Here is a 23,691-nt window from a genome sequence, read left to right on the forward strand (position 1 = left end):
ATGATTAAAACCGATATACTTATCATTGGTGCCGGACCCACCGGTCTTTTTGCTGTTTTTGAAGCAGGTTTATTAAAATTGAAGTGCCATTTGATAGATGCTCTTCCGCAACCGGGAGGCCAGTGTTCTGAAATTTATCCAAAGAAGCCCATTTATGATATTCCCGGATTCCCTGAAGTATTAGCCGGGGATCTGGTAGATAATCTTATGGAACAAATAAAACCGTTCGAACCCGGATTTACATTGGGAGAACGAGCAGAAACCATAGATAAGCAGGAAGATGGGAGTTTTATTGTAACAACCAGTCAGGGAGCCAAACATCATGCGCCGGTTGTTGTAATCGCTGGAGGTTTGGGTAGTTTCGAGCCTAGAAAACCACCTATTCCATCTATTAAAGAATATGAAAATAAAGGGGTTGCCTATATTATTCGGGATCCTGAAGTTTATAGAGATAAAAAAGTGGTGATTGCGGGAGGTGGAGATTCAGCATTAGACTGGAGTATTTTCCTTGCTGATGTCGCTTCTGAAGTTTCTCTGGTGCATAGAAGAAAAGATTTTCGTGGAGCTTTAGATTCCGTAGAAAAAGTTGAAGAGCTTTCAAAAATTGGAAAGATTAATTTGATTACTGATGCTGAGGTAGTAGATCTTAAAGGAGAAAATGAATTAGATTCAGTACTTATCAGGCATAGAGATCAGGCACGTGGAGAAGAATTAAAAGATACAGATCATTTTATTCCACTATTCGGACTTTCACCAAAACTTGGGCCTATCGCAAACTGGGGGCTGGAAATTGAAAAGAACGCTATCAAAGTAGATAATGCATACGATTATCAAACCAATATTCCCGGGATATATGCTATTGGAGATGTGAATACGTATAAAGGAAAGCTAAAGCTTATTCTTTGTGGTTTTCATGAAGCGGCGATCATGTGTCAGAGTGCATATCAACGCATAAATCCGGATAAGAAATATGTGATGAAATATACCACCGTAAGCGGAGTAAGCGGATTTGACGGAAGTAAGAAAGAAGCTAAGAAAGAAGTTGTTAAAAGTATAAATTAAAATTTCGTCATCCTGAACTTGTTTCAGGATCTAAGGAGTAGCTGAATCGAGTTCCGCTTGACGAATTGATATTGTTGATAAGATGTCTGACGTAAAAATTACCATTATAGACCGCGAAGGGGAAGCTCATACTATAGATGCTCCAACCGATATGAATATGAACCTTATGGAAGTGATTCGCTCTTATGAGCTGGCTCCTGAAGGTACTATAGGAATTTGTGGAGGTATGGCCATGTGCGCTTCCTGCCAGTGCTATATGCTTAATTTTGAACATATGCTCCCTGAAATGAGTATTGAAGAGGAAGATATGTTAGATCAGGCGTTTCTTGTGGAAGATAATAGTCGCTTAAGTTGCCAGATTCCTATTACTGAAGGTTTAGATGGACTGGAAGTAAAGATCGCCCCATCTTCAGAATAAATTTTATTTAAAGTTCAAGATTCAGGACTCGCAGTTAAAAACCTGAATTGCTTTGTCATTTCGAAGAAGCGCAGCGACTGAGAAATCTCTTTATATTGGAAAATCTGATATAGATCTCTCCCTGAGGTCGAGATGACAGAACATTAAATCAAGAATTTAATAATCGAAAGTCACTGCGAGTAAAGCGAAGCAGTCTCATTTACGCATATTGATGTTGTGTTTTAGCTTCAATTTCAGCTTCAATTCCATCCCAAAGTTCTATTCTGCTTTCAAGTGACTTTTCAGCTGTCTGCTTCACTTCTTCCCATTTTCGCTTATTATCTCCGCATAGATCTTCTACCATTTTAAAGGCCATTGGTCCATGCTCATCACCATCTAATTCAATATGGCGATCAAAATAATATTTGAACAGACTTAAATCATCCTCAGGAAAATTCTTCTGGACTTTTTCGATAATTGCGGTGAACATACCCGGGATCAATCCCTCTCTGCCAAAGGTAAATGCAGAGGCGATTTTGTGCGATTCTCTACTATATACAACTTCAAACGTATGTTTAAGAAATTGTTTAATACTGATAGGGAGGTTGCTTGTTGCGATAACCAGAAATATATCGGTTCCATGGGTTACCTGCATTAAAAAGTCCCCAATTTTACCCTTATTAGCTCCGGCGGCTTCCATTGCATCCAGGTACATTTCAAAATGGCTTTGCCTTTCGACATGAATATTGATATCGGTTTCTTCAGCAAGAACAATTTCATTGATAAGATACCTGGTTTCAGGATCTCCAACAGGTAACCATGGGTTTGTGGTTTTGGTAAGGATCTCCTGTAGAGCTGTCAACAAGGACATGAAATCCCATACTGCAAAAACATGATGCTCCATAAATATCTGAAGCTGTTCTGGAGTATTGATCTTCTTATATAAAGTATGATTTATTAACTGGTTAGTTAGAGGTTTTAAACTTTCGTTTATCTCTTTAATCATAATTCTTTAAAATTTTCTGCAAAGGTAAAAGCTGAAGCACTATTTAGAAAATCTTAGAGGGTTTTTATAGCTTGTTTAACGCAGAAGATCAGCCATTTCAATTAAATTAAAAAAATGGTTGTTGAAGAGGTTAAGAACGTATACGTAATCGTATTTTATTCGAATAAGTCTAAAGACTATTTGAGGGTAGATGGGATTGTGGCTAAAAAACCGAAACCTTTAAAGGTAAAATGCTGTGAAAAATATAAAAAGGGCAAACGTTGTAAGCGTTGCCCTTGTTTTGATCTGATTTAAATCTAGCACTTTTTCTCGCAGACTTCCTTTAATTTCTGAAGTGCTTTAGGCCATGTATTATCGAAGTATTCTATCCAGTCGTCTTCCGTATCTATTTCTACTTTTAATAAGGCAGAGCCGCTTGTATTTTCCAGATAGTAATTCTCGTAAAGATCATTGTCAAAGGAAGTTTCCTTGCCTTTCTCCAGCATTCCCAGATGTTTTATGCTTATGAATTTGTTAGGTTCAAGCTTTTCGATCAGGCTATACATTCCGCCTTTATTTCCATCTTCAGTTTCACCTAGAAATAAAATCTTACTGCCTTCTTCCCATGAACCTTCATAATGCGAGGTTGGATTAAATTCAGCTGTCCATTCCCGGTAATGCTCTTTATCCAGCATTATTGAAAATACTTCTTCTTTGGAGCAGTTGATCTCTATTTCATAATGAACTTTTTTCATAATTCTTAAATAATCTTTGACTAATAGAAGGATGTCGTGAATATTACGATTTTCAGATCGCGTATTTAATTTAAGATATGATAAATAATTTCACCTAAACTTTTTCCTGCAGAATAGATCATTATTGCACTTAAAAGCAAAAGGACTATTTTAAATGACAGTCTATACTTTCCGCGATCAAGATATCTTAAAATTTCCGTTTTCATATTTTGGATCGATAAAGCCGTGGTCTTCATAATTATATATATAATGCCCTTAATTCAGAAATGTCTTAAAAGGCTGCGTGTCCCGTAATATCCATACCGGTTATCAATAAATGTATATCATGAGTTCCCTCATAAGTGATCACACTTTCAAGATTCATCATATGTCTCATAATACTGTATTCTCCAGATATTCCCATGCCACCTAGAACCTGTCTTGCCTCTCTGGCAATTTTAATCGCCATTTCCACATTATTTCTCTTAGCCATGGAAATTTGTGCAGAAGTTGCTTTTCCTTCATTTCTGAGCGTCCCTAATCGCCACGCCATTAACTGGGCTTTGGTGATTTCTGTGATCATCTCTGCCAGTTTTTTCTGCTGAAGTTGTTTTGAAGCGATGGGCACTCCAAATTGTTCTCTTTCTTTGGCGTATCTTAAGGCAGTGTCATAGCAATCCATAGCGGCACCAATAGCTCCCCAGGCGATTCCGTACCTGGCAGAGTCTAAACAACCTAATGGAGCTCCTAAACCAGATTTATTCGGCATCAGGTTTTCTTTCGGAACTTTTACATTGTCAAATATCAATTCTCCCGTGGCACTTGCACGAAGTGACCATTTATTGTGCGTTTCAGGAGTTGTAAATCCTTCCATTCCACGTTCCACGATCAAACCATGTATGCGTCCATCTTCATTTTTTGCCCAAACAACCGCAATGTCAGCAAAAGGAGAATTAGAAATCCACATTTTAGCTCCATTCAATAAATAATGATCTCCATTATCTTTAAAATTGGTCGTCATCCCACCGGGGTTAGATCCATGATCTGGTTCTGTCAGGCCAAAGCATCCAATCATTTCTCCAGAAGCCAGTTTTGGCAGGAATTTTTTCTTTTGCTCTTCCGTTCCGTATTTAAAGATAGGATACATGACCAAGGAAGATTGAACCGAAGCGGTAGATCGAATTCCACTATCTCCCCGTTCAATTTCCTGCATGATCAAACCGTAAGAAATTTGATCTAATCCCGCGCCGCCATACTCTTCAGGAATATATGGTCCAAAAGCACCAATTTCAGCAAGACCATTGATTAACTGTTTGGGAAATTCAGCTTTTTGGGCTGCTTCTTCAATAATTGGTGAAACTTCACGCTTTACAAATTCCCGGGTCGCGTCGCGAACCATTTTATGTTCATCGGTTAGTAATGCGTCAATATTGTAATAATCAGGTGCCTGAAATTGATCTGGTTTCATTTTGTGTAGTGTTTCCAACAAATGTAACCAAGTCTTTTGTGAGAAGCAATCTTATTTTTAATGATTAAACCTTTAGGGTTTTGAAAACCTTCTAGGTTTATCTTGAACGTCATGCTGAACTTATTTCAGTTTCTAACTATTATTGATTGTCAAATTGTTAAGATCCTGAAATGAATTCAGGATGACGTATTTCTAACTTTTGAGACAGCTTACACTTAGACGATAGATTTTTAAAATTGAAGAGGTAGATTAAAGTTTCAGATAGAAATCCTGGACTAATTCCTTAAATTCTTCGGTATAATGATGTCTTGATATTTCTAAAGTAAGCTCATCGATCACCGTCTCAGATTTCTGAAAATTAAAACTGATAAGACTTCTTTTAATAGGAGAATTTGCTGTGCCTTTTACTCTGGTTATTTTATTTGGAAACAAATTATGAGAACTGGTAATTTCGAGTGCTTTCCTTTCTTCTGAAAAAGGAATGATCAGATCTAAATGCCCATTTTCTGAAAGTAGGTGGGAAGCTCCTTGTATCAATTCTGTTAAAGGTAGTGCGTCTGCAAATCTTGCCTGATCCCGATATTCATCGCCTGTTTTATAATTTTCAGAATAAAAAGGAGGATTCGAAATGATGAGGTCATATTTTTCTTCATCCTGCATTTCCTCTACAAATTCATCAAATGCTGCATGATAACAGAAAAGTCGATCTCCCCAATCGCTATTTTCAAAATTTTCAACCGACTGTTCATAGGCATTCTCTTCAATTTCTAAGGCGTCGATAAGCTCCGCATCAGATCTTTGAGCCAGCATTAAAGCAATTAATCCTGTTCCGGTTCCAATATCAAGAATACTATCAGGAAAATGTTCAAGAGAAGCCCATGCACCGAGAAGCACTCCATCGGTACCAATTTTCATCGCACAACGATCCTGGTCTATGCTGAATTGTTTGAATTTAAAGGGTTGATTGGACATATTTTTTATGAATCAATGAAACAATAAAATAATAAGATTTCTCAGTCGCTTTGCTCTTTCGAAATGACCACAAATTAGCATTGTCATCTCGACCAGTGGGAGAGATCTCCATTTGAGTCAGAATTTCTTAGCAAGAGATTCTTCAGTGCGCTATCGCAGAATGACAGTTGATGGTCGTTGAGAGCGTAGTACAGCAATCTGATAATGATACCGCTCCGCTATGCTCGCAGTGAAATGACAGCTGATTGTCATTCCGACCATAGGGAGAGATCTCTATGAAGTTCAGAATTTGTTTGAGATTTCTCAGTCGCTTCGCTTCTTCGAAATGACAGATTCTTAGAGACAAAAAAAGAGGTTTTAAATGAATAAAACCTCTTTTAAAAATATATTTTCAATATAGATTATCCTAAAGCTACTCTTTCAAAAGCAACAACTTCAAGAGCACCGTCTACAGTTTTCACGTAGTCTGCAACGCTTTGCTTGTTATCTTTGATATACGCCTGGTGCACCAAAGTGTTATCTTTAAAGAAACGTTGAAGTTTTCCCTGAGCGATTTTGTCAAGCATATTCTCTGGCTTTCCTTCTTCTCTCAAAGTATCTTTAGCGATCTCGATCTCTTTATCTATAGTTCCCTGATCAACACCTTCTTCGTTAAGAGCAACCGGATTCATCGCAGCAGCCTGCATAGAAACATTCTTAGCAGCTTCTTCAGCTCCGTCTACACTCTTAGAAAGGCCTGTTAAAACAGCAATTTTGTTACCTGCGTGGATATAAGATCCAACAAAAGGAGCTTCCAGAGTTCTAAAAGCACCGATTTCAATTTTCTCACCGATAACTCCAGTTTGTTCTGTTAGCTTATCTTCTACAGAAATTCCTTTATAATCTGCTTTAAGGAACTCTTCTTTCGAAGAATAATTAAGAGCTATCTCAGCGAAATTATTTGCCATTTTGATAAAGTCATCATTTTTAGCAACAAAGTCTGTCTCACAGTTCAAAGAAATGATCACACCTTTAGTGTTGTCTCCATTTACCTGTGCAATTGCAGCTCCTTCAGAAGAATCTCTGTCGGCTCTCTTTGCAGCAACTTTCTGGCCTTTTTTACGTAGCAATTCAATTGCTCCGTCAAAATCACCTTCAGCTTCCACTAATGCTTTCTTGCAGTCCATCATTCCTGCACCGGTAGCTTTTCTTAATTTATTTACTTCAGCGGCGGTTATCTTAGCCATAATATTGTTCTTTTATTTAAAAAAAGTCGTTTAGAAACTAACTATAAAGAAAGAAACTAAACGACTTTTAGATTTTATGAAAACGTTATTTTATTCTTCTTCGTTAGATGCTTTTGCTTTGTCTAAAGTTTCACTTTTAGATTCAAGCTTTACATCATTCTTAGCTTCTTTCATTGCTTTTTTATCTTCAGCATCTTTTGAAGGAACTTCAGCTTTCTTCTCCTTTTTTTCTTTTGGAGCTTTGTCTGACTTCTCTTCTTTAGAAGCTTTCTCTTCTTTCTTCTTAGTAGACTTTTCAGACTTTCTTTCAGAAAGACCTTCTACGATAGAATCTGCAACGTAAGAAACAACTTTGCTAATAGATTTAGAAGCATCATCGTTAGATGGAATTAGATAATCAACCTCACGTGGATCTGAGTTGGTATCTACCATCGCAAAAATTGGAATGTTTAATTTGTGTGCTTCTTTGATCGCGATGTGCTCACGTGTAGTATCTACAACGAAAAGCGCAGCTGGAAGTCTTGACATGTCTGAAATAGAACCTAAGTTCTTTTCTAGCTTAGCTCTAAGACGATCTACCTGTAAACGCTCTTTTTTTGAAAGAGAGTTAAAAGTTCCGTCTTTCTTCATTCTATCAATAGAAGCCATTTTCTTAACAGCTTTACGAATAGTAACAAAGTTGGTAAGCATACCACCAGGCCAACGCTCAGTGATATAAGGCATATTTGCCTTTTCAGCTTGTTCAGCAACGATCTCTTTCGCTTGTTTCTTTGTAGCTACGAAAAGGATCTTTCTTCCGCTTGCTGCGATCTTTGCAAGAGCATCACCTGCTTCCTGCATTTTAGCAGCACTTTTATATAAGTTGATGATGTGGATTCCGTTACGCTCCATATAGATATATGGGGCCATATTTGGGTTCCAACGTCTGGTTAAGTGTCCAAAATGAACACCAGCATCAAGTAATTCTTTTACATCTACTTTGTTTGCCATTTTTGTAATAGTTTACGTTCTGTTGAGATAGCAACATCCAGGTGGCTACATTTAAGTACGGCCCTGAGTGTTTAGATGCTAAACTAACTTCTGCCCGGCATGAACAGAATAACAACAAAAAATTAATTTTTTAATGAACTCCCCGGAAAATATTCCGGTAATAATATTAACGTTTAGAGAACTGGAATTTCTTACGGGCTTTCTTCTGACCGTATTTCTTACGTTCTACCATACGTGGATCCCTTGTAAGAAGACCTTCTGGCTTAAGAGCACCATGGTTTTCTTCGTCTAGCGCTACCATAGCTCTGGAAAGTGCAAGACGGATCGCTTCAGCCTGTCCAGTGATACCTCCACCGTAAACGTTGATTTTAACGTCGAAGTTTCCTTCATTTTCGGTAAGCATCATTGGCTGGTTTACTTTGTATAAAAGTGTACCAGTAGTGAAGTAATCTTTAAGGTCTTTCTTGTTTACGGTAATGTTTCCTTTTCCTTCTGAAACATATACACGGGCCACAGCTGTTTTTCTACGGCCAATTTTGTGAATTACCTCCATTACTTAACGTCGTTTAAGTTAATAGTTTTAGGTTTTTGAGCTTCGTGATCATGTTCAGATCCTACATAAACCTTTAAATTTCTGAATAAGTCTGCTCCAAGTTTGTTCTTAGGAAGCATTCCTTTAATTGCCTTTTCGACAAGTCTCTCAGGACTTTTTTCGAATAGCTCGGCAGCTGTTAGACTTTTTTGTCCACCTGGAAAACCTGTGTGACGGATGTACTCTTTCGCGTCCCATTTTTTTCCTGTCAAGTTGATTCCCTGCGCATTCAATACAATAACATTGTCTCCGCAATCAACATGTGGGGTGAAGTTAGGCTTGTGCTTTCCTCTAAGTAGGTATGCTACTCTTGAGGCAAGACGACCTAAATTTTGTCCTTCAGCATCTACCACAACCCATTCTTTGGTTCTGGTGGCTTTGTTAGCCGATACTGTTTTGTAACTTAATGTGTCCACACCAATTGATTTTACTAATTATTAAACATTCCGATCCCATTTACCCGAATCTCAATCGGGAAAACAGGGGTGCAAATGTACAATTATAAATTCTAATAGCAAATACCGAAAAGATTATTTTATTTGCTTTGAAATGCTTGATTCTCAATGCAATCTAATCATGAAAAATCTTTGTAAGAAATCTTAGCATTATTACCATATTATGTAGGCTTATTACATAATAGTGATAGGTGTTCAAGTCTTAGGGGTCGATAAAACACATCAAAAATCGATTAACGTCAATATTAATGTTAAAAAAGTCATAAAAAAATTAAGAGTTCTTTATGTTTGCCTTGAATTAAATGCCCTATGAAAATGAATAACCTATTTAAAATTAAAACTCTGGCAGTTTTGTTCCTGTTTGTCGCAGTTTTTTCAAGCTGTAGTAAAGAAGAAGTCTCAGATCAATCTCAATTGAAAGTTAGTAACGCCACTGCAGTTACTACCAATGATATGATTGGATACTGGAAACTTTCAGGAATGATTGCGGACACTGCCGTAAATTTGAACCAGGATGAGATCTCCAGCAGAAATCTTTTAAACGAAACTGATTGTTTTAACACAATGAGTATAACATTTGACCAGGATGGTACGTTTGTAACTAATAACGCCCAGATGACTTTTGAAGCTGAAACTTCAAATGATCAGTTTTTATGTCTTACGGATAGAATGGATAATGGTAAATGGCAAGTGGAAGAAAATAAATTGATCCTTTCAATGATCATTAATGGCGAAACTTATACTCATGAAAAGGCTATTAATTTAGATAGTAATAAGTTTTCTTTTGATGTGACAAAGATCGAATCTAATCAATATGTGAATGATCCTGGAAATACTCAGGCTTCACCAATAAGAATTTTAGAGCTGGAGTATACTAAATCATAGTGAGCCTGCTCTAATTGTAGTTTTAGTGTTAGTTGGAAAAACCTCACAAATTGATATTTGTGAGGTTTTTTGTTTATAGGCTATAGTGTAACATCTTCAAATTTGTAGCGTCTTTATATAGAACCATCAATCAATATCCACCCATGAATTTCATCAAATCAGTATTTCTTGTATTTATTTTCTCTTTTTTTCAGCTGCATTCCCAAACTTCAGCAAATAAAAAACCTGAGCTGGAGGTGAGTTTTGCTAAAAGAACTTACAGCACAACCTCGGTTAAGAATTTAGATCCCATTAAAATTGACGGGCTTATTGAAGATTCGGCTTGGAATTCGGTGGATTGGACTTCAAATTTTATTGAATGGGAGCCAGATAATAGTACACCTCCAAGTCAGCAAACAAAAATGAAGATTGTTTATGATGAAAAGAATCTTTATGTCGCTTTTCGCTGCTATGAATCTAATCCTGAAAATATAGTTCAACGAATGGGCAGAAGGGATGACTTTCCCGGAGACTGGATTGAACTAAATATTGATAGTTATAATGATGATCGAACCGCATTTTCGTTTACAACTTCTGTGAGTGGTGTAAAGGGGGATGAATTTGTATCAAATAATGGTAATAACTGGGATAGTAGCTGGAATCCTATCTGGTACGTAAAAACAAATATAGACGATGAGGGCTGGACCGCTGAACTAAGAATCCCTCTTAGTCAGCTTAGGTTTAGTAATGCAAAAGACCAGGTTTGGGGAATTCAAGCTACCAGAAGATATTTTAGTAAAGAAGAACGATCTACCTGGCAACCTATTCCGGCAAATCCCGCCGGCTGGGTAAGTTCCTTTGGTGAACTTAGGGGGTTAAAAGATTTAGAGCCTCAAAAGCAATTGGAGATTCAGCCTTATTCAGTAACAAAATATAAAACCTATGAAGAGGAACCAGGTAATCCTTACAGAGATGGGAAAGACGGAGAATTGACTGCGGGTCTGGATGCGAAAATTGGAATCACCAACGACCTTACTTTAGACCTTACTATTAATCCTGATTTTGGACAGGTAGATGCCGATCCGGGTGCTGTTTCTCTTGATGGATTCGAGATTTTCTTTCAGGAGAGAAGACCATTCTTTGTAGAAAACAAGAACATTTTTGATTATAGATTCGGGAATTCGCAGGACAATCTTTTCTTTTCCAGAAGGATTGGGAGATCGCCACAGGGCAGAGCAGTGGGGCCGGGTGTAGTATATGCTGATACGCCAAATAACACTACAATACTTGGCGCTGCAAAATTTAGCGGAAAAACCGAAAATGGATGGACAATAGGTATTCTGGAATCTGTAACCGCCAAAGAATATGCTGATGTAACCAATGAGAATGGAGAAGAAAGTGAAGTTCTTGTAGAGCCTTTGACCAACTATCTCGTTGGTCGGGTTCAAAAAGATTTTAACGACAGGAATAGTTATATAGGGACTATGTTTACTGCTACTCATAGAAATATTGAGGAAGATTTAGGTTTTTTACATACTCAGGCACTATCTGGAGGCCTGGATTTTAAACACAACTGGAAAGAAAGAACATTCTACTTTGAAGGAAATGCTGTTTTAAGCCATGTTCGGGGTAGTGAGGAAGCGATTCTGAATACTCAAAATTCTATTGTGCATTTATTTCAGAGAGTGGATGCAGATCATGTAGAATTAGATCCTAATAAAACATCCCTTACAGGAACCGGTGGTAGATTTGAAATTGGAAAAGGTGGCGGCGGGAAATGGCGTTATAATGCCGGTGGTAAATGGATCTCCCCGGAATTGGAGACCAATGATATTGGATTTTTACGTCAGGCAGATGACATACGTCAATACATAGGAGTGAGAAGGCTTTTTAATGAGTCTACCAATTGGTTTAGAAGGGCCAGTATAGGTGTTGAGCAATCCAGTGCTTTTGATTTTGAAGGAAATTATAACCGGATGCAATATGAACTAGGAGCATTTATCAATTATAAAAATAACTGGTGGAGTGAAGGTGGAGCTGCTCATAAACCCAGAATTTTTGTCAACTCGTTTTTAAGGGGAGGTCCGCGATGGAGGTTTAATGAAGAGAATTTCTGGTATCTTTTTTCGGGAACCGATCAGAGGAAAAAGCTAAGTTTCAGGCTTGGATATGTTCATTCACAGGCCAAACAGGATGCCTTTAGTCTAAGGAGGTATGTGGTTGGAACAAAATACCAGCCTTTAAATTCCCTGAATCTTTCTTTAGATCTGGAGTATGAGGAGAATCCCAGCAAAACACAATATATAGCAGAAAGATCATTTAGCAATTCTGCCCGTTATATATTAGGGGACATAGATCAGGAGACATTAAGCGCTACATTGAGGGTGAATTACAGTATTAATCCCAATCTGTCTATTCAATATTACGGGCAGCCATTTATATTTAAAGCAGATTATTCAAATTTAAACTACGTGTTAGATCCTACTGCAAAAGATTTGAATAAAAGGGTTTCGTGGTATGATAGCGATCAAATTTCTTTTGAAAACGATTCTTATTTGATTGATGAAAACAGGGATGCTGTGACAGATTACACTATTAACAATCCAGATTTTGCTTTTGTGCAATTCCGGTCGAATCTCGTAGCTCGTTGGGAATATATTCCCGGATCTGAAATTTTCTTCGTGTGGTCGCAAGGAGTGACCGGTTTGGGTGATGTGAACAATAAATTCAGTGCGATCGTAGATAATCAACTTTTAAGACAACGACCACAGAATACCTTTTTAATAAAAGCGACCTATAGATTTATATTATAATTGCGGTAAGAAGTTTGCTTTACTTTATTCTAACACCTTTGCTCGTAAATGATAAGCCTTGTTGTCCCGAAGTGGAGATCATCACTCCTTCAAAAAGTGGTTCTGGTGAGTACTCATTAGTTGACCATTCAAAAATGAAGTTGGCACCCGTTCCTCCAGCGATATCGGTTTCATCAACTACGATCTCTACAGTCTCCAGTGGGGCGATATAAATGGGATGATCAAAATAAATTCGTATAGGTTTTCCTTCCGTATTAAAATATTCAGCTTTATCAATATAAATGGTATCATTTATATCAACATTTCTCATGCTTACCGTTGAAGTAAGATTATGCGTTCTATGTTCTGTCTGGCTATATATTTCTGAATAAACTGAAAGGTATGAAGTGCCTTTTTTTAAAGAATCTGTAACAGAATTTTCTACACCTCTGGCTTCCCAATCTACAGGATTGTATGAGCTGATCGTTTTCTCATCCTCACAAGATGTGATGAGTCCGGCAAAAAATATGATTAAAATTCCCTTTTTTATCATGATATGATTAATGCGCTTCCAGCCAGTTTTTGCCAACCCCAAGATCTACATCTAAAGGAACTTCCAGTTTATAAGCGTTCTCCATTTCAGATTTTATCATTTTCTGAACTTTTTCCAATTCATCTTTATGAGCATCAAATACCAGTTCATCATGTACCTGAAGTAGCATTTTAGTTTTATAATTTTCTTCCTTCAGTTTTTTATGAATATTGATCATCGCCAGTTTGATGATATCGGCAGCACTTCCCTGAATAGGAGCATTCACGGCGTTGCGTTCAGCTGCACCTCTCACAATGGCATTTCTGGAATTAATATCTTTTAAATAGCGACGTCTTCCCAAAACGGTAGATACGTGACCGTTTTCCCTGGCAAATTCCACCTGATCTGCAATGAAATTACTAAGTTTTGGATATGTTTTATAATAAGTATCGATGAGTTCTTTCGATTCACTTCTGGAAAGTGACGTTTGATTGCTTAGTCCAAAAGCGGAAACTCCATAAATGATCCCGAAATTTACAGTTTTCGCATTGCTTCTTTGCTCTCGGGTCACTTCTTCCAACGGCACGTTGAAAACCTTTGCAGCAGTAGATGCATGAATATCTTCTCCATCCTTAAACGCTTGGATCATATTCTCTTCATTACTCAAAGCGGCAATGATCCTTAGTTCTATCTGGGAATAATCGGCAGCAAGCAGCACATAATTCTCATCCCTGGGCACAAATGCTTTTCTAACCTGTTTTCCTCTTTCTGTTCTAATAGGGATATTCTGAAGGTTTGGATTGTTTGAACTCAATCTTCCCGTTGCTGCAGTGGTTTGTACATAATCTGTATGTACTCTACCCGTTGTTCTCTCTACCTGATTCGGGAGTGCATCTACATAAGTATTCTGAAGTTTAACAAGTCCGCGGTAATCCAGAACATGTTGAACAATATCATTTTCTTCAGCTAAACTTGAAAGTACATCTTCACTGGTGGAATATTGCCCGGTCTTGGTTTTCTTGGGTTTTTTAGATAATTCCATTTTCTCAAACAGAATGATTCCCAGCTGTTTTGGGGAACTAATTAAAAATTCTTCACCTGCAGCTTCATAAATTTTGGTCTCGAGATCTTTAATGTCTGAAGCCAGCGCTTCAGATAATGACTTTAAATATTCTTCATCCAGTTTAATTCCTTCCAGTTCCATATCGGCAAGAACTTCTACTAGCGGAATTTCAATCTCATTAAAAAGTTTCCTGGTTTCAGCTTCCTCCAGTTCTTTTTCAAAAAGGTTTTTAAGCTGAAAAGTGATATCGGCATCTTCAACGGCATACTCGGTTTGTTTATCCAATGCCACATCTCTCATGCTACCCTGATTTTTACCTTTTTTACCGATCAATTCTGAAATGGGCTGCGGAGTATAATTAAGGTATGTTTCCGCCAGCACATCCATATTATGACGCATATCCGGATTAATAAGATAATGCGCGATCATGGTATCAAATAATGCACCTTTTACGTCGATCTTATATTTGTCCAGAACTTTAATATCATATTTCAGGTTTTGGCCGATCTTTTCAATTTTATCGTTTTCAAAGAAATTTCTGAGTTCTTCTATGAGTTTTTGGGCTTCTTTTTTTTCTTCAGGAAACGGCAAATAAAAACCTTTTCCGGCTTCCCAGGAGAAAGCAATTCCTACCAATTCAGCATCCAGAGTATTCAAACTGGTTGTTTCTGTATCGAAACAAACGCTCTTTTGTTTCAGAAGTTTTTCAATAAAGATCTTTCTAGCCATTTCAGTATTCAATGACTGATAGAAATGTGGCGTATCTGAAAGATTAGTTCTGGAAGAAGTTCTCTCAATCTCTTCGCCATCTCCACCAAATAAGGAGAATTGTCCCGCTCCGGCAGTTGCCTGCGCATTCTTTTTAGCTGAAGGTGAATTCGAGACCTGGGTTTGTTTTGTTTCTTCTTCTCCGCTAAATAATTTTATAAACTGATCTTTTAATCTTCTGAATTCTAATTCTTCAAATATCTCCTGAACTTTATCCCCGTCGGGCATGGAAAGTTCGTAATCCTCTGCATGAAATTTCACATCACAATCAATGAAGATCGTCGCCAGTTTTTTAGATAAACGCCCTAATTCAGCATTTTCGATCACCTTCTCCTTCATTTTCCCTTTCAGGTCATCGGTATTTTCAAGTAGGGCTTCCATACTGCCGTATTTCTTGAGGAATTTTTTGGCAGTTTTTTCACCCACTCCCGGAAGTCCCGGAATATTATCTACAGAATCTCCCATCATTCCAAGGAAATCGATTACCTGCTCGGGTCTTTCTACTTCAAATTTCTTCTGAACTTCGGGAATTCCCCAAATCTCTATTCCGTTACCCATTCTTGCAGGGCGATACATAAAGATATTTTCAGAAACCAATTGTGCAAAATCCTTATCAGGAGTAACCATATAAACCTTATAATTCTCCTTTTCGGCCTGTTTGGCCAGAGTTCCAATAATATCATCGGCCTCCATTCCGGCGCATTCTACCACGGGAATATGCATCGCTTTTAAAATATCCTGAATAATTGGAATAGCCTCTCGAATAGGTTCCGGGGTTTCATCCCTGTTCGCTTTATATTCAGCAAACATTTCCGTTCTTTCCTTGCTACCGTCTTTATCGAAACATACTGCCAGATGATCGGGTTTTTCTCTTCTTATCACATCAAAAAGAGAATTGGTAAAACCCATGATCGCGGAGGTATTGAATCCCTTGGAATTGATCCTCGGGTTCTTGATAAAAGCGTAATATCCGCGGAAAATTAGAGCGTATGCGTCGAGTAAAAAAAGGCGTTTTTGATCGGCCATTGAGATTGTTTAAATATAAAGTTGAGATTATTTCAAAACTACAAAGATTAAGTCAGTCTTCCTTATGAAAGGATTCAATTATGAATATTTAATGTCACATTGAACAGCTTGTCCTGAGCATTGTCGAAGGACAGTCCAAATGTGAATTTTAATACCAATAAATTCAGACATTAAATATTAATATCTGCCACGAATGCACTAATAATTTATATAGAAATAATCAGATATTTATTTCGCGCTTTTAATTTCTGGACTAGGCTTCGACTGCGCTCAGCCTGACATCGAAATGCCAGGGGATTAATTAGTGCATTCGTGGCAAAAAAAAGAATAGTATTTGGTCGTCACCCTGAATTTATTTCAGGGTCTCAGATTGCTTTGTCAATTCCAATTATTATTAGATTCTGAAACAAGTTCAGAATGACGCTTATGATGTTGAGATATTTTGCGGATATTACAGCAATTATTCATTTAAATAAGAAGCACTCAAATTGTCAGTGCTCTCTCCTTTATGAAATTTCGCATAACTAAATCCTTTATGAATACAATAAGACCCGATCTCTCCCTGCTTATTTAAGGCAACATACGCCACTTGAAAATCTTTATAATTGGGAGCTGTTCTAATAGTTCTCATCACCGCTTCCTTGCAGGCTTCCTGAGGAGACATTCCATTTCGCATGAGTTCTACTATTAAAAAACTACCTACACTTTTCATAATGGCTTCACCCATCCCGGTTCCAACGGCACCTCCAACTTCATTATCAAGGAATAGTCCGGCACCAATTAGAGGGGAATCTCCAACACGACCGTTTATCTTGTATGATAAACCTGAAGTGGTACAAGCGGCGGCAATGTCACCTTTCTTGTCCAGGCAGAGCATGCCAATAGTATCATGATTTTCTATATTGATAATAGGCTTGTATTCTTTATGTTCCAGCCACTCTTTCCAGGCTTTTTCTGAATCTTCGGTAAGCAGATTTTTCTTTTGGAATCCCTGCTGAATGGCAAACTGCAAAGCTCCTTCCCCGGCCAGCATTACATGTGGAGTTTCTTCCATGACCTTTCTGGCTACAGAAACCGGGTGCTCAATTTCTTTAAGGTAAACTACAGCGCCGGCATCTCCATCGGGAGACATAATACAGGCATCTACGGTTACATTTCCGTCCCTGTCTGGTGCACCACCATTTCCAACCGTGGTATTTTTTAAATTAGCTTCTTCAACCATCACTCCTTTTTCTACGGAATCAAGGGCAGATTTGCCATTTTCTAACATTTTTCCCGCCATTTTTGTGGCATTCTGAAAATTCCAGGTGGCAACGGCCACCGGATATTGTTGAGTCATATTTAATTCGTTTAATATAGTTTTGGAAAATAGCGAAGGAGTTGCACTTAAGCCAGCTCCGGCAATCCCCGTATTCTTTATAAAATTTCTGCGTTTCATTTTTATAATGATTGCATAAATATAATATTTTGGATATTCTGGAACTAAATCTCAAACCTTTATTGATATTCCATTGGAAACGATCAACTTAAATTATCGTTAATTCAATATTCATAGATTCTATAAAACTTATCTTCGCGAAAAATTGTTATTAATGCGTTGGATTATTCTCGCAGCGATCTATCTGGTTGTTGATATTTATGCTTATCAGGCCTTAAGGGTTTTTACTAAAAACATTTGGGTTGCGGTGATTTATTTCATCATTTCAGCAATTGTAATTGGAAATTTATTCTATCAATTCAATCAACCGGCACCTAATGATGGTTTCGGAGGAGGACGTGGTTATGCTATAGGAATCTTTCTGGCTTTCTTTGTCGGAAAAATCGTGCTGTCTTTTGTAATGTTGGGAGAGGATGTTGTGCGTATTCCGATTGCTGGAATTCAGAAGTTTTTCGGTTCTTCACAGAGTTTTGACATGCCCTCTAGAAGAAAATTTATTAGCACCATTGCGATAGGTTTGGCGGCCATTCCTTTTGCAGGTCTACTCTACGGAATGTATAAAGGAAAGTACAATTTTCGTGTTTTACGATATACGCTATATTTCGAAGATCTGCCAGAAGCTTTTGATGGTTATAAAATTAGTCAGATTAGTGATGTGCACAGCGGAAGTTTTGATAATAAAGAGAAAATTCGATACGGTGTAGATCTTTTGAAAGAACAAGCCAGTGATCTCGTGGTTTTCACCGGGGATCTGGTGAACAATAAAGCTTCAGAAATGGATGGCTGGAAAGAGTTGTTTTCTGAAGTAAAAGCAACAGATGGCGTTTATTCTATTCTAGGAAACCATGATTATGGAGACTACCATAATTGGGAAAGCGCTGCTGCCAAGAAAAAAAATCTTGATAAGTTGAAGCAGACACATGGTGAAATGGGCTGGAACCTTTTGCTCAATGAAAACCGTTTTATTGAAAAAGATGGTCAGCGTATCGCGTTGGTGGGAGTAGAGAATTGGGGAGCAGGTTTTAAGCAGGTAGGGGATCTTGAGAAAGCTGGACAGGGTGTTGATGAAAAGGATTTCAAGGTTTTATTGAGCCATGATCCTTCGCACTGGGAGCAGGAAGTTAAGATGCATCCTAAAAAATATCATTTAACCATGAGTGGGCATACACACGGAATGCAATTCGGGATTGAGATCCCTGGTTGGTTCAAGTGGAGCCCTGTTCAGTACAGATATAAGCATTGGGCTGGGATCTATGAAGAAGCAGGAAGATATATTAATGTAAATAGAGGCTTCGGCTTTCTTGCTTATCCCGGGCGTATTGGAATCTGGCCGGAGATTAGTGTTATCGAATTGAAAAAAGGTTCGAAACCCGCATAATTACAAGAATTTCCTATATTTGATTAAAGCTGGTATAAGTGGTGGAAACCATGAGCTAAAAATAAATCCTGAATTATGTCAAAATTTGGTGAATTAGTAGACTTAAATATTCCTGTTCTTTTGGATTTTTATACCGAATGGAACGATGCTTCTGTAGCTATGCATCCTGTGTTGAGAGATGTCGCTGCGGCATTGGGAGACAAGGCGAAAGTGATTAAAATTGATGTGGATAAAAATTCCCAGTTGGCTGAAGCGCTGCGTGTAAAAGGGCTTCCTACACTAATGATCTATAAGTCTGGTGAGATGAAGTGGCGACATAGTGGCGAGCAGGATGCCAATACACTTATTGGTTTGCTTAAAGAACATCTTTGAGACTTCTGAATTCCAGTCCTTTTTCTGAATAATAAGCTAATATTCTTGGAAGTGTTTCCTTGAGATTTCTGAAAGCTTTTTTACTGTCGTGCAAAACTATGATACTTCCCGCTGTACCATTTTTGATAACATTATTAAAACATTTTTCTGCAGAAAAATCCTGATCATAATCTCCGCTGATCACATCCCACATTACAATTTTAAATCCCTGTTTATTTAGCTGTTTAGCCTGTGAGTTTTTGATCTTACCGTAAGGAGGCCGAAATAGTTTGTAGGTAGGAGTTCTTAATTCGGAGTTCTTAGTTCGAGGTTTGTTATTTTTAGCTTGATTTCCAGATTCTATCATTATCTCCTCAGCCTGCCAGGTATTCTCTATATATTCAGAATTTGAAATTTTCCAGCCGTTGAGGTGATTATAAGTATGATTTCCTATAAAATGCTCTTCGTTAGAGATCCTTCGGAAAATATCCGGATGTTTTTTTACATTATCGCCAATACAAAAGAAAGTGGCTTTTGCATTATATTTTACAAGTTGGTCCAGTACCCACGGAGTAACTTCTGGAATTGGCCCATCATCAAATGTTAGATAAATAGAATGTTTATCATTAATTTTTGAAACCCTTTGCGGGTATAAAAACTTCAGAATTGACGGGTATTTTGGACGGAAAAGTTTCATTCCTATGTTTTTCCTTTGGTTACAATGAAGACCCTGAAACAAGTTCAGGGTGACGATAGAATGATTAATTATTAATGTCGTGCTGAACTCGTTTCAGCATCTCCTGAAAATCAATCAACTTCCAACCTCCAATTTCTGAAGTCTAAAGTTTACCAGATGCCTTCGACTGCGCTCAGGCTGCCAACTGCCTTTGATTGCACCATGTTTTACACCTTGAATTGGTTTCATGACCTTAATTGGAGCTGAAGCAATTCTCGAGATTATCGCTCTATTGAATGTGTCATCTCCAGCAAAGGAAGAGATTTCATTTTAGTTGGTGTTATACGAGAGATTTCTCCTCCGCTGCACTTTGTCGAAATGACCACTGAATTTTTGAATTATTTCAGTAATTATTTGCGAACTCTTGCTCTGTCTATTTTGTCATCTCGACCATAGGGAGAGATCTCAATTTGAATTTTTAATATCATACTAGAGATTTCTCCTCCGCTACGCTCCGTCGAAATGACAGCTAACTAACTTCCATTTATTTTTCAACCGAATCCAATCTCATTGAATCAACAGAAGATTCAACCGGTACGGCGCCATCAAGCGCTTCCAGGATTTCTTCCTGAGGAGATTGGGCCTCAGCGTCTATCTCTTCATCTTCCTGATAGAAATGTCTAAACATTTTCAAATAGTTATTAAATTCTTCCGCTTTTTTCTGAGCAGTTTCCCTGTCGGCATAAACCATCATCATGTCCACTAGTCCGCGATATCTTTCCATGTCTGTAATGATCTCATCGGCATACATATATTGCCTATCAACATCCCAATTGCTATAAAAAGATAGGTTTTCCTGATATTTTTCAGCAACTTTCTCCCATATCTCACGAGCTTTTTGAGGTTTATTTACCTCATAGTATCCTGTGATAAAAGGTTCGAGTAAAGTATAATATTCATAATGTTCAACCGGCATATTTTTCATTCCAAGATCAAGAATTTCTTCCGCATGAATGGTATCGCCTTCATTTAAAAGATTTTCAGTTAATCTAGCAAGATTACTTCGGTAAGTAATAGAATTCTTACGGGTTTCAGGATCGTGATAAATATCATCAGATCCCATATTACCCCAATCCCAGTTTTTGACAATATTGTACATTTTTTCAGTATTCACTCTTCCCATATCAAATGGGTTTCGCGGATTCAGAGGAGTGCGTATTGGTACCAATTTATAGGTAACACCTTCTAATTGCAGATAATCTTTCATCCACAGGTAGTCTTCATCTCCAAAGCTTCCGCCGGTAAAATAGATAGGTCTTTCCCAGTTGTTATTTGCCAGAATATCCAACATTAGGAGTCGGTTCTTATAAAGTATCTGGTCTCCAATAGTTATATCTATATGGTCTACAATTTCATCAGCTTCAGATCTATCTACGATATTATTCTGAAGTACGTTTTGCTTATCCACAGGGATTCTAACATATCTGGAAGGGAAAGTGTTGATGAAGGTTCCGCTTTGCAGCTCTGCCTGGGTACGCGGATCTTCATTTTCAATATAGTTCATCCAGGTGCCGATAGGAATGGTATCCTGGGTAACCTCTCTTAAGAAAATAGCATCGTTCTTTCCGTTATAAAACTCATTGTCCAGTTGAGATGGAATCGCGTCGCTTTCAAAAGCTTTGCGTTTCATCTGGTCTATATACCAGTCTGTAGCCAGAAGGCTGGTATTGATAATTCGAACATCTGTCCGGTATTTCTCAACCTGCTGAACATACCAGAGCGCAAAGGTATCATTGTCGCCAATAGTAAATAAAATTCCATTTTCGTCTACAGAATCCAGGTACATGCGGGCCATGGTTTGTGCGGTATCTCTACCTGATCTATCATGATCGTCCCAGTTTTCTGAAGCCAGTAAAGTAGGAACACACAATAAACTGATAATTACGACTGCAGGAGCAAGAATTTTTGGACTAATAGACTTTCGAAATTTGTCAAAAATAGCATAGACTCCAAAGCCTATCCAGATAGCGAAAACATAAAAAGAACCCACTAAAGCATAATCTCTTTCCCGAGGTTCAAATGGACGTTCATTCAGGTATATTTTTAAGGCAATTCCGGTGAACAGGAAGAACACCATAAGGACCCAGAAATTCTTTTTATCTCTTTTAAGGTGAAAAACCAATCCAATTAAGCCTAGTAGAAGAGGCAAGAAAAAATAAGTGTTTCGGGCTTTGTTATTTTTTACGTCTGAAGGCAGTTCATCCTGTGAACCAATATGCATTTCGTCAATAAAATCGATACCACTGAGCCAATTACCATGTAAATCATTATATTTTCCCTGGATGTCATCCTGGCGCCCGGTAAAATTCCACATAAAATAGCGCCAGTACATATAACCCACCTGATATTCCAGCAGGTAGCCAATATTTTCTGCGAATCCAGGTTTTTCAACTTCCAGGTAATCGCTCATTTGTCTCAGGAAGTTATGATAATCCTCCATATCACGTTCCCCACGTGAAAATTGATTTTTAAAGTCGTTTACGGCCTGAAGAAGTCTCTCCTCACCCTGGTATTCAGATTTGATCTTGAAATCCAGCGGTCCGGTGAATTCCATATAATTTGTTGCATGCTCAGTACTCCACATTCTGGGGAGTATGGCTTTATGATCATCGTCGAGATTTTGCTTGGCATTTTTATAATCATTTACAATGACGTACTTACCAAGTTCCTCATCTTTCTCATACTTGGGCTTAGCGTCTTCATAGGGATTTTCAGTATCTAAACCGGAATACATTTCAGACCACTGCGGACCATAAAAAAGATGAGTTTCACCATATTGCTCACGGTTGTAGTAAGCTAATAACTCCCGGGCGTTATCAGGACTGTTTTCATTAATTACCGTTGGAGCATTACTTCTTATTGGAAGCATTACCCAACTAGAGAATCCTACCAGTACAAAGAGGATGCATAATAACAGGGTATTGTATTTGTAAAAGTTCTTTTTTCTTGTATAATTTATTCCGAAATAAAATACTGCAATAATTACCAATAAGGCAACGATCGTCCCGGTATTAAAGGGCATTCCCAGACTGTTGGTGAAAAATAATTCTGAAGCAGAAAAGAAGGTAAGTGTGTAAGGTAGAAGAAGTTTGAAAATAAACATCAAGACTGCTACCACCACCACATTTGCGATAATGAAATTCTTAACGGTAACCTTTTTATAATTTTTAAAGAAATACAGAAAACCTATAGCAGGGAGGGTTAAAAGACCCATAAAATGAACTCCAAAAGAAAGTCCTATCACTAATGAAATTAATATGATCCAGCGATTTCCACGAGGCGTGAACATATCCCGTTCCCATAACAGACCCAGGTAAAACATGACCGACATAAAGCATGCGGCCATGGCATAAACTTCAGCTTCCACCGCATTGAACCAGAAACTATCGGTAAAAGTAAAGGCTAGAGACCCTACTAAAGCACTACCAAGAACAGCTATTTTTTTTGAGGAGGTTAATTTAGCAACCGGTCCCGCAACTTTAAGTACCAGTAAGCTTATAGACCAGAACATGAACATAATGGCAACTGCACTGGCAAAACCAGACATGAAATTCACCATAAGAGCCACCTTCGTATTATCCGGGGCAAAAGTGGAGAAAAAAGCACCCATCATTTGATAAAAAGGAGCACCCGGTGGATGTCCTACTTCCAGATTAGCAGAAGTTGCAATGTATTCACCGGCATCCCAGAAACTTGCCGTAGGTTCCAAAGTAAGAGTGTACGTGGTTAAGGCGATTAAAAATACCAGCCAACCTAAAATTTTGTTCCACTTACCAAAGTTAAAATCTGTCATAAATACTCGTGTAGTTGTACTAAAGTGGCGAATTTAATAATAAAATGCTGAATGCTTTAAAAACGAAAG

Annotated in this window: 19 protein-coding genes; 6 read left to right on the forward strand and 13 right to left on the reverse strand. The window is 37.9% G+C overall.

Annotation, left to right across the window (positions count from 1 at the left end):
- Together GFO_RS00620 and GFO_RS00625 are read left to right on the forward strand one after the other, a co-directional pair.
- Entirely contained in the window at nucleotides 1-1,062 is a 1,062-nt protein-coding gene (locus GFO_RS00620; protein WP_011708052.1) for an NAD(P)/FAD-dependent oxidoreductase, read from the forward strand.
- A gap of 82 nt (nucleotides 1,063-1,144) precedes the next feature.
- Nucleotides 1,145-1,480, forward strand: a complete 336-nt coding sequence (locus GFO_RS00625; RefSeq protein ID WP_011708053.1) for a 2Fe-2S iron-sulfur cluster-binding family protein — start codon at nucleotides 1,145-1,147, stop codon at nucleotides 1,478-1,480.
- A gap of 199 nt (nucleotides 1,481-1,679) precedes the next feature.
- Here the strand turns inward: GFO_RS00625 and GFO_RS00630 are convergent, their stop codons facing one another.
- From GFO_RS00630 to rplM, 8 genes are all read right to left on the reverse strand, one after another.
- Nucleotides 1,680-2,465: a DUF3050 domain-containing protein gene (locus tag GFO_RS00630; RefSeq protein WP_011708054.1), complete on the reverse strand. Its 786-nt coding sequence runs from the start codon at nucleotides 2,463-2,465 to the stop codon at nucleotides 1,680-1,682.
- 296 nt (nucleotides 2,466-2,761) lie between these two features.
- A complete protein-coding gene (locus tag GFO_RS00640) occupies nucleotides 2,762-3,199 on the reverse strand; it encodes an SRPBCC family protein (protein ID WP_011708056.1) in 438 nt (145 codons plus the stop codon).
- Between the two features lie 271 nt (nucleotides 3,200-3,470).
- Nucleotides 3,471-4,646 carry an acyl-CoA dehydrogenase family protein gene (locus GFO_RS00645; protein WP_011708058.1) on the reverse strand — a complete coding sequence of 392 codons (1,176 nt, stop codon included), beginning with the start codon at nucleotides 4,644-4,646 and terminating at the stop codon, nucleotides 3,471-3,473.
- A 249-nt stretch (nucleotides 4,647-4,895) separates the two neighbouring features.
- Nucleotides 4,896-5,618, reverse strand: a complete 723-nt coding sequence (locus GFO_RS00650) for a tRNA1(Val) (adenine(37)-N6)-methyltransferase (protein ID WP_011708059.1) — start codon at nucleotides 5,616-5,618, stop codon at nucleotides 4,896-4,898.
- Between the two features lie 401 nt (nucleotides 5,619-6,019).
- Nucleotides 6,020-6,844, reverse strand: a complete 825-nt coding sequence (gene tsf, locus GFO_RS00655; RefSeq protein ID WP_011708060.1) for a translation elongation factor Ts — start codon at nucleotides 6,842-6,844, stop codon at nucleotides 6,020-6,022.
- 90 nt (nucleotides 6,845-6,934) lie between these two features.
- A complete protein-coding gene (rpsB, locus tag GFO_RS00660; protein ID WP_011708061.1) occupies nucleotides 6,935-7,834 on the reverse strand; it encodes a 30S ribosomal protein S2 in 900 nt (299 codons plus the stop codon).
- A 166-nt stretch (nucleotides 7,835-8,000) separates the two neighbouring features.
- Nucleotides 8,001-8,387: a 30S ribosomal protein S9 gene (rpsI, locus tag GFO_RS00665; protein ID WP_011708062.1), complete on the reverse strand. Its 387-nt coding sequence runs from the start codon at nucleotides 8,385-8,387 to the stop codon at nucleotides 8,001-8,003.
- Nucleotides 8,387-8,842: a 50S ribosomal protein L13 gene (gene rplM / locus GFO_RS00670; protein ID WP_011708063.1), complete on the reverse strand. Its 456-nt coding sequence runs from the start codon at nucleotides 8,840-8,842 to the stop codon at nucleotides 8,387-8,389. The genes rpsI and rplM overlap by 1 nt, the downstream gene beginning before the upstream one ends.
- Before the next feature lie 354 nt (nucleotides 8,843-9,196).
- Between rplM and GFO_RS00675 the strand changes: the two genes are divergently transcribed.
- Together GFO_RS00675 and GFO_RS00680 are read left to right on the forward strand one after the other, a co-directional pair.
- A complete protein-coding gene (locus tag GFO_RS00675; RefSeq protein ID WP_041249960.1) occupies nucleotides 9,197-9,766 on the forward strand; it encodes a lipocalin-like domain-containing protein in 570 nt (189 codons plus the stop codon).
- A gap of 143 nt (nucleotides 9,767-9,909) precedes the next feature.
- Entirely contained in the window at nucleotides 9,910-12,558 is a 2,649-nt protein-coding gene (locus GFO_RS00680; protein ID WP_011708065.1) for a DUF5916 domain-containing protein, read from the forward strand.
- A 19-nt stretch (nucleotides 12,559-12,577) separates the two neighbouring features.
- Here GFO_RS00680 and GFO_RS00685 read toward each other — a convergent pair whose 3' ends face one another.
- The 3 genes from GFO_RS00685 to GFO_RS00695 all read right to left on the reverse strand — a co-directional run bounded on the left by GFO_RS00685 (nucleotide 12,578) and on the right by GFO_RS00695 (nucleotide 17,364).
- Entirely contained in the window at nucleotides 12,578-13,090 is a 513-nt protein-coding gene (locus GFO_RS00685; protein ID WP_011708066.1) for a DUF3124 domain-containing protein, read from the reverse strand.
- 7 nt (nucleotides 13,091-13,097) lie between these two features.
- Complete coding sequence (polA, locus tag GFO_RS00690) at nucleotides 13,098-15,926, reverse strand: DNA polymerase I (protein WP_011708067.1); 2,829 nt, start codon at nucleotides 15,924-15,926, stop codon at nucleotides 13,098-13,100.
- A gap of 460 nt (nucleotides 15,927-16,386) precedes the next feature.
- Nucleotides 16,387-17,364 (reverse strand): isoaspartyl peptidase/L-asparaginase family protein, encoded by a 978-nt coding sequence (locus GFO_RS00695; RefSeq protein ID WP_011708068.1) that lies wholly within the window; start codon nucleotides 17,362-17,364, stop codon nucleotides 16,387-16,389.
- A gap of 154 nt (nucleotides 17,365-17,518) precedes the next feature.
- Here GFO_RS00695 and GFO_RS00700 point away from each other — a divergent pair, with 154 nt between their 5' ends.
- Both GFO_RS00700 and GFO_RS00705 read left to right on the forward strand, forming a co-directional pair.
- Complete coding sequence (locus GFO_RS00700) at nucleotides 17,519-18,742, forward strand: metallophosphoesterase (RefSeq protein ID WP_011708069.1); 1,224 nt, start codon at nucleotides 17,519-17,521, stop codon at nucleotides 18,740-18,742.
- Nucleotides 18,743-18,817: 75 nt separating this feature from the next.
- Nucleotides 18,818-19,114: a thioredoxin family protein gene (locus GFO_RS00705; protein ID WP_011708070.1), complete on the forward strand. Its 297-nt coding sequence runs from the start codon at nucleotides 18,818-18,820 to the stop codon at nucleotides 19,112-19,114.
- Here GFO_RS00705 and GFO_RS00710 read toward each other — a convergent pair.
- Both GFO_RS00710 and GFO_RS00715 read right to left on the reverse strand, forming a co-directional pair.
- Nucleotides 19,098-19,790, reverse strand: a complete 693-nt coding sequence (locus GFO_RS00710; RefSeq protein ID WP_011708071.1) for a polysaccharide deacetylase family protein — start codon at nucleotides 19,788-19,790, stop codon at nucleotides 19,098-19,100. The genes GFO_RS00705 and GFO_RS00710 overlap by 17 nt on opposite strands.
- A gap of 523 nt (nucleotides 19,791-20,313) precedes the next feature.
- Nucleotides 20,314-23,622 carry a glycosyltransferase family 117 protein gene (locus GFO_RS00715; RefSeq protein ID WP_011708072.1) on the reverse strand — a complete coding sequence of 1,103 codons (3,309 nt, stop codon included), beginning with the start codon at nucleotides 23,620-23,622 and terminating at the stop codon, nucleotides 20,314-20,316.
- Nucleotides 23,623-23,691 lie beyond the last annotated feature (69 nt).

It is taken from the genome of Christiangramia forsetii KT0803, assembly GCF_000060345.1.
Lineage (GTDB): Bacteria > Bacteroidota > Bacteroidia > Flavobacteriales > Flavobacteriaceae > Christiangramia > Christiangramia forsetii.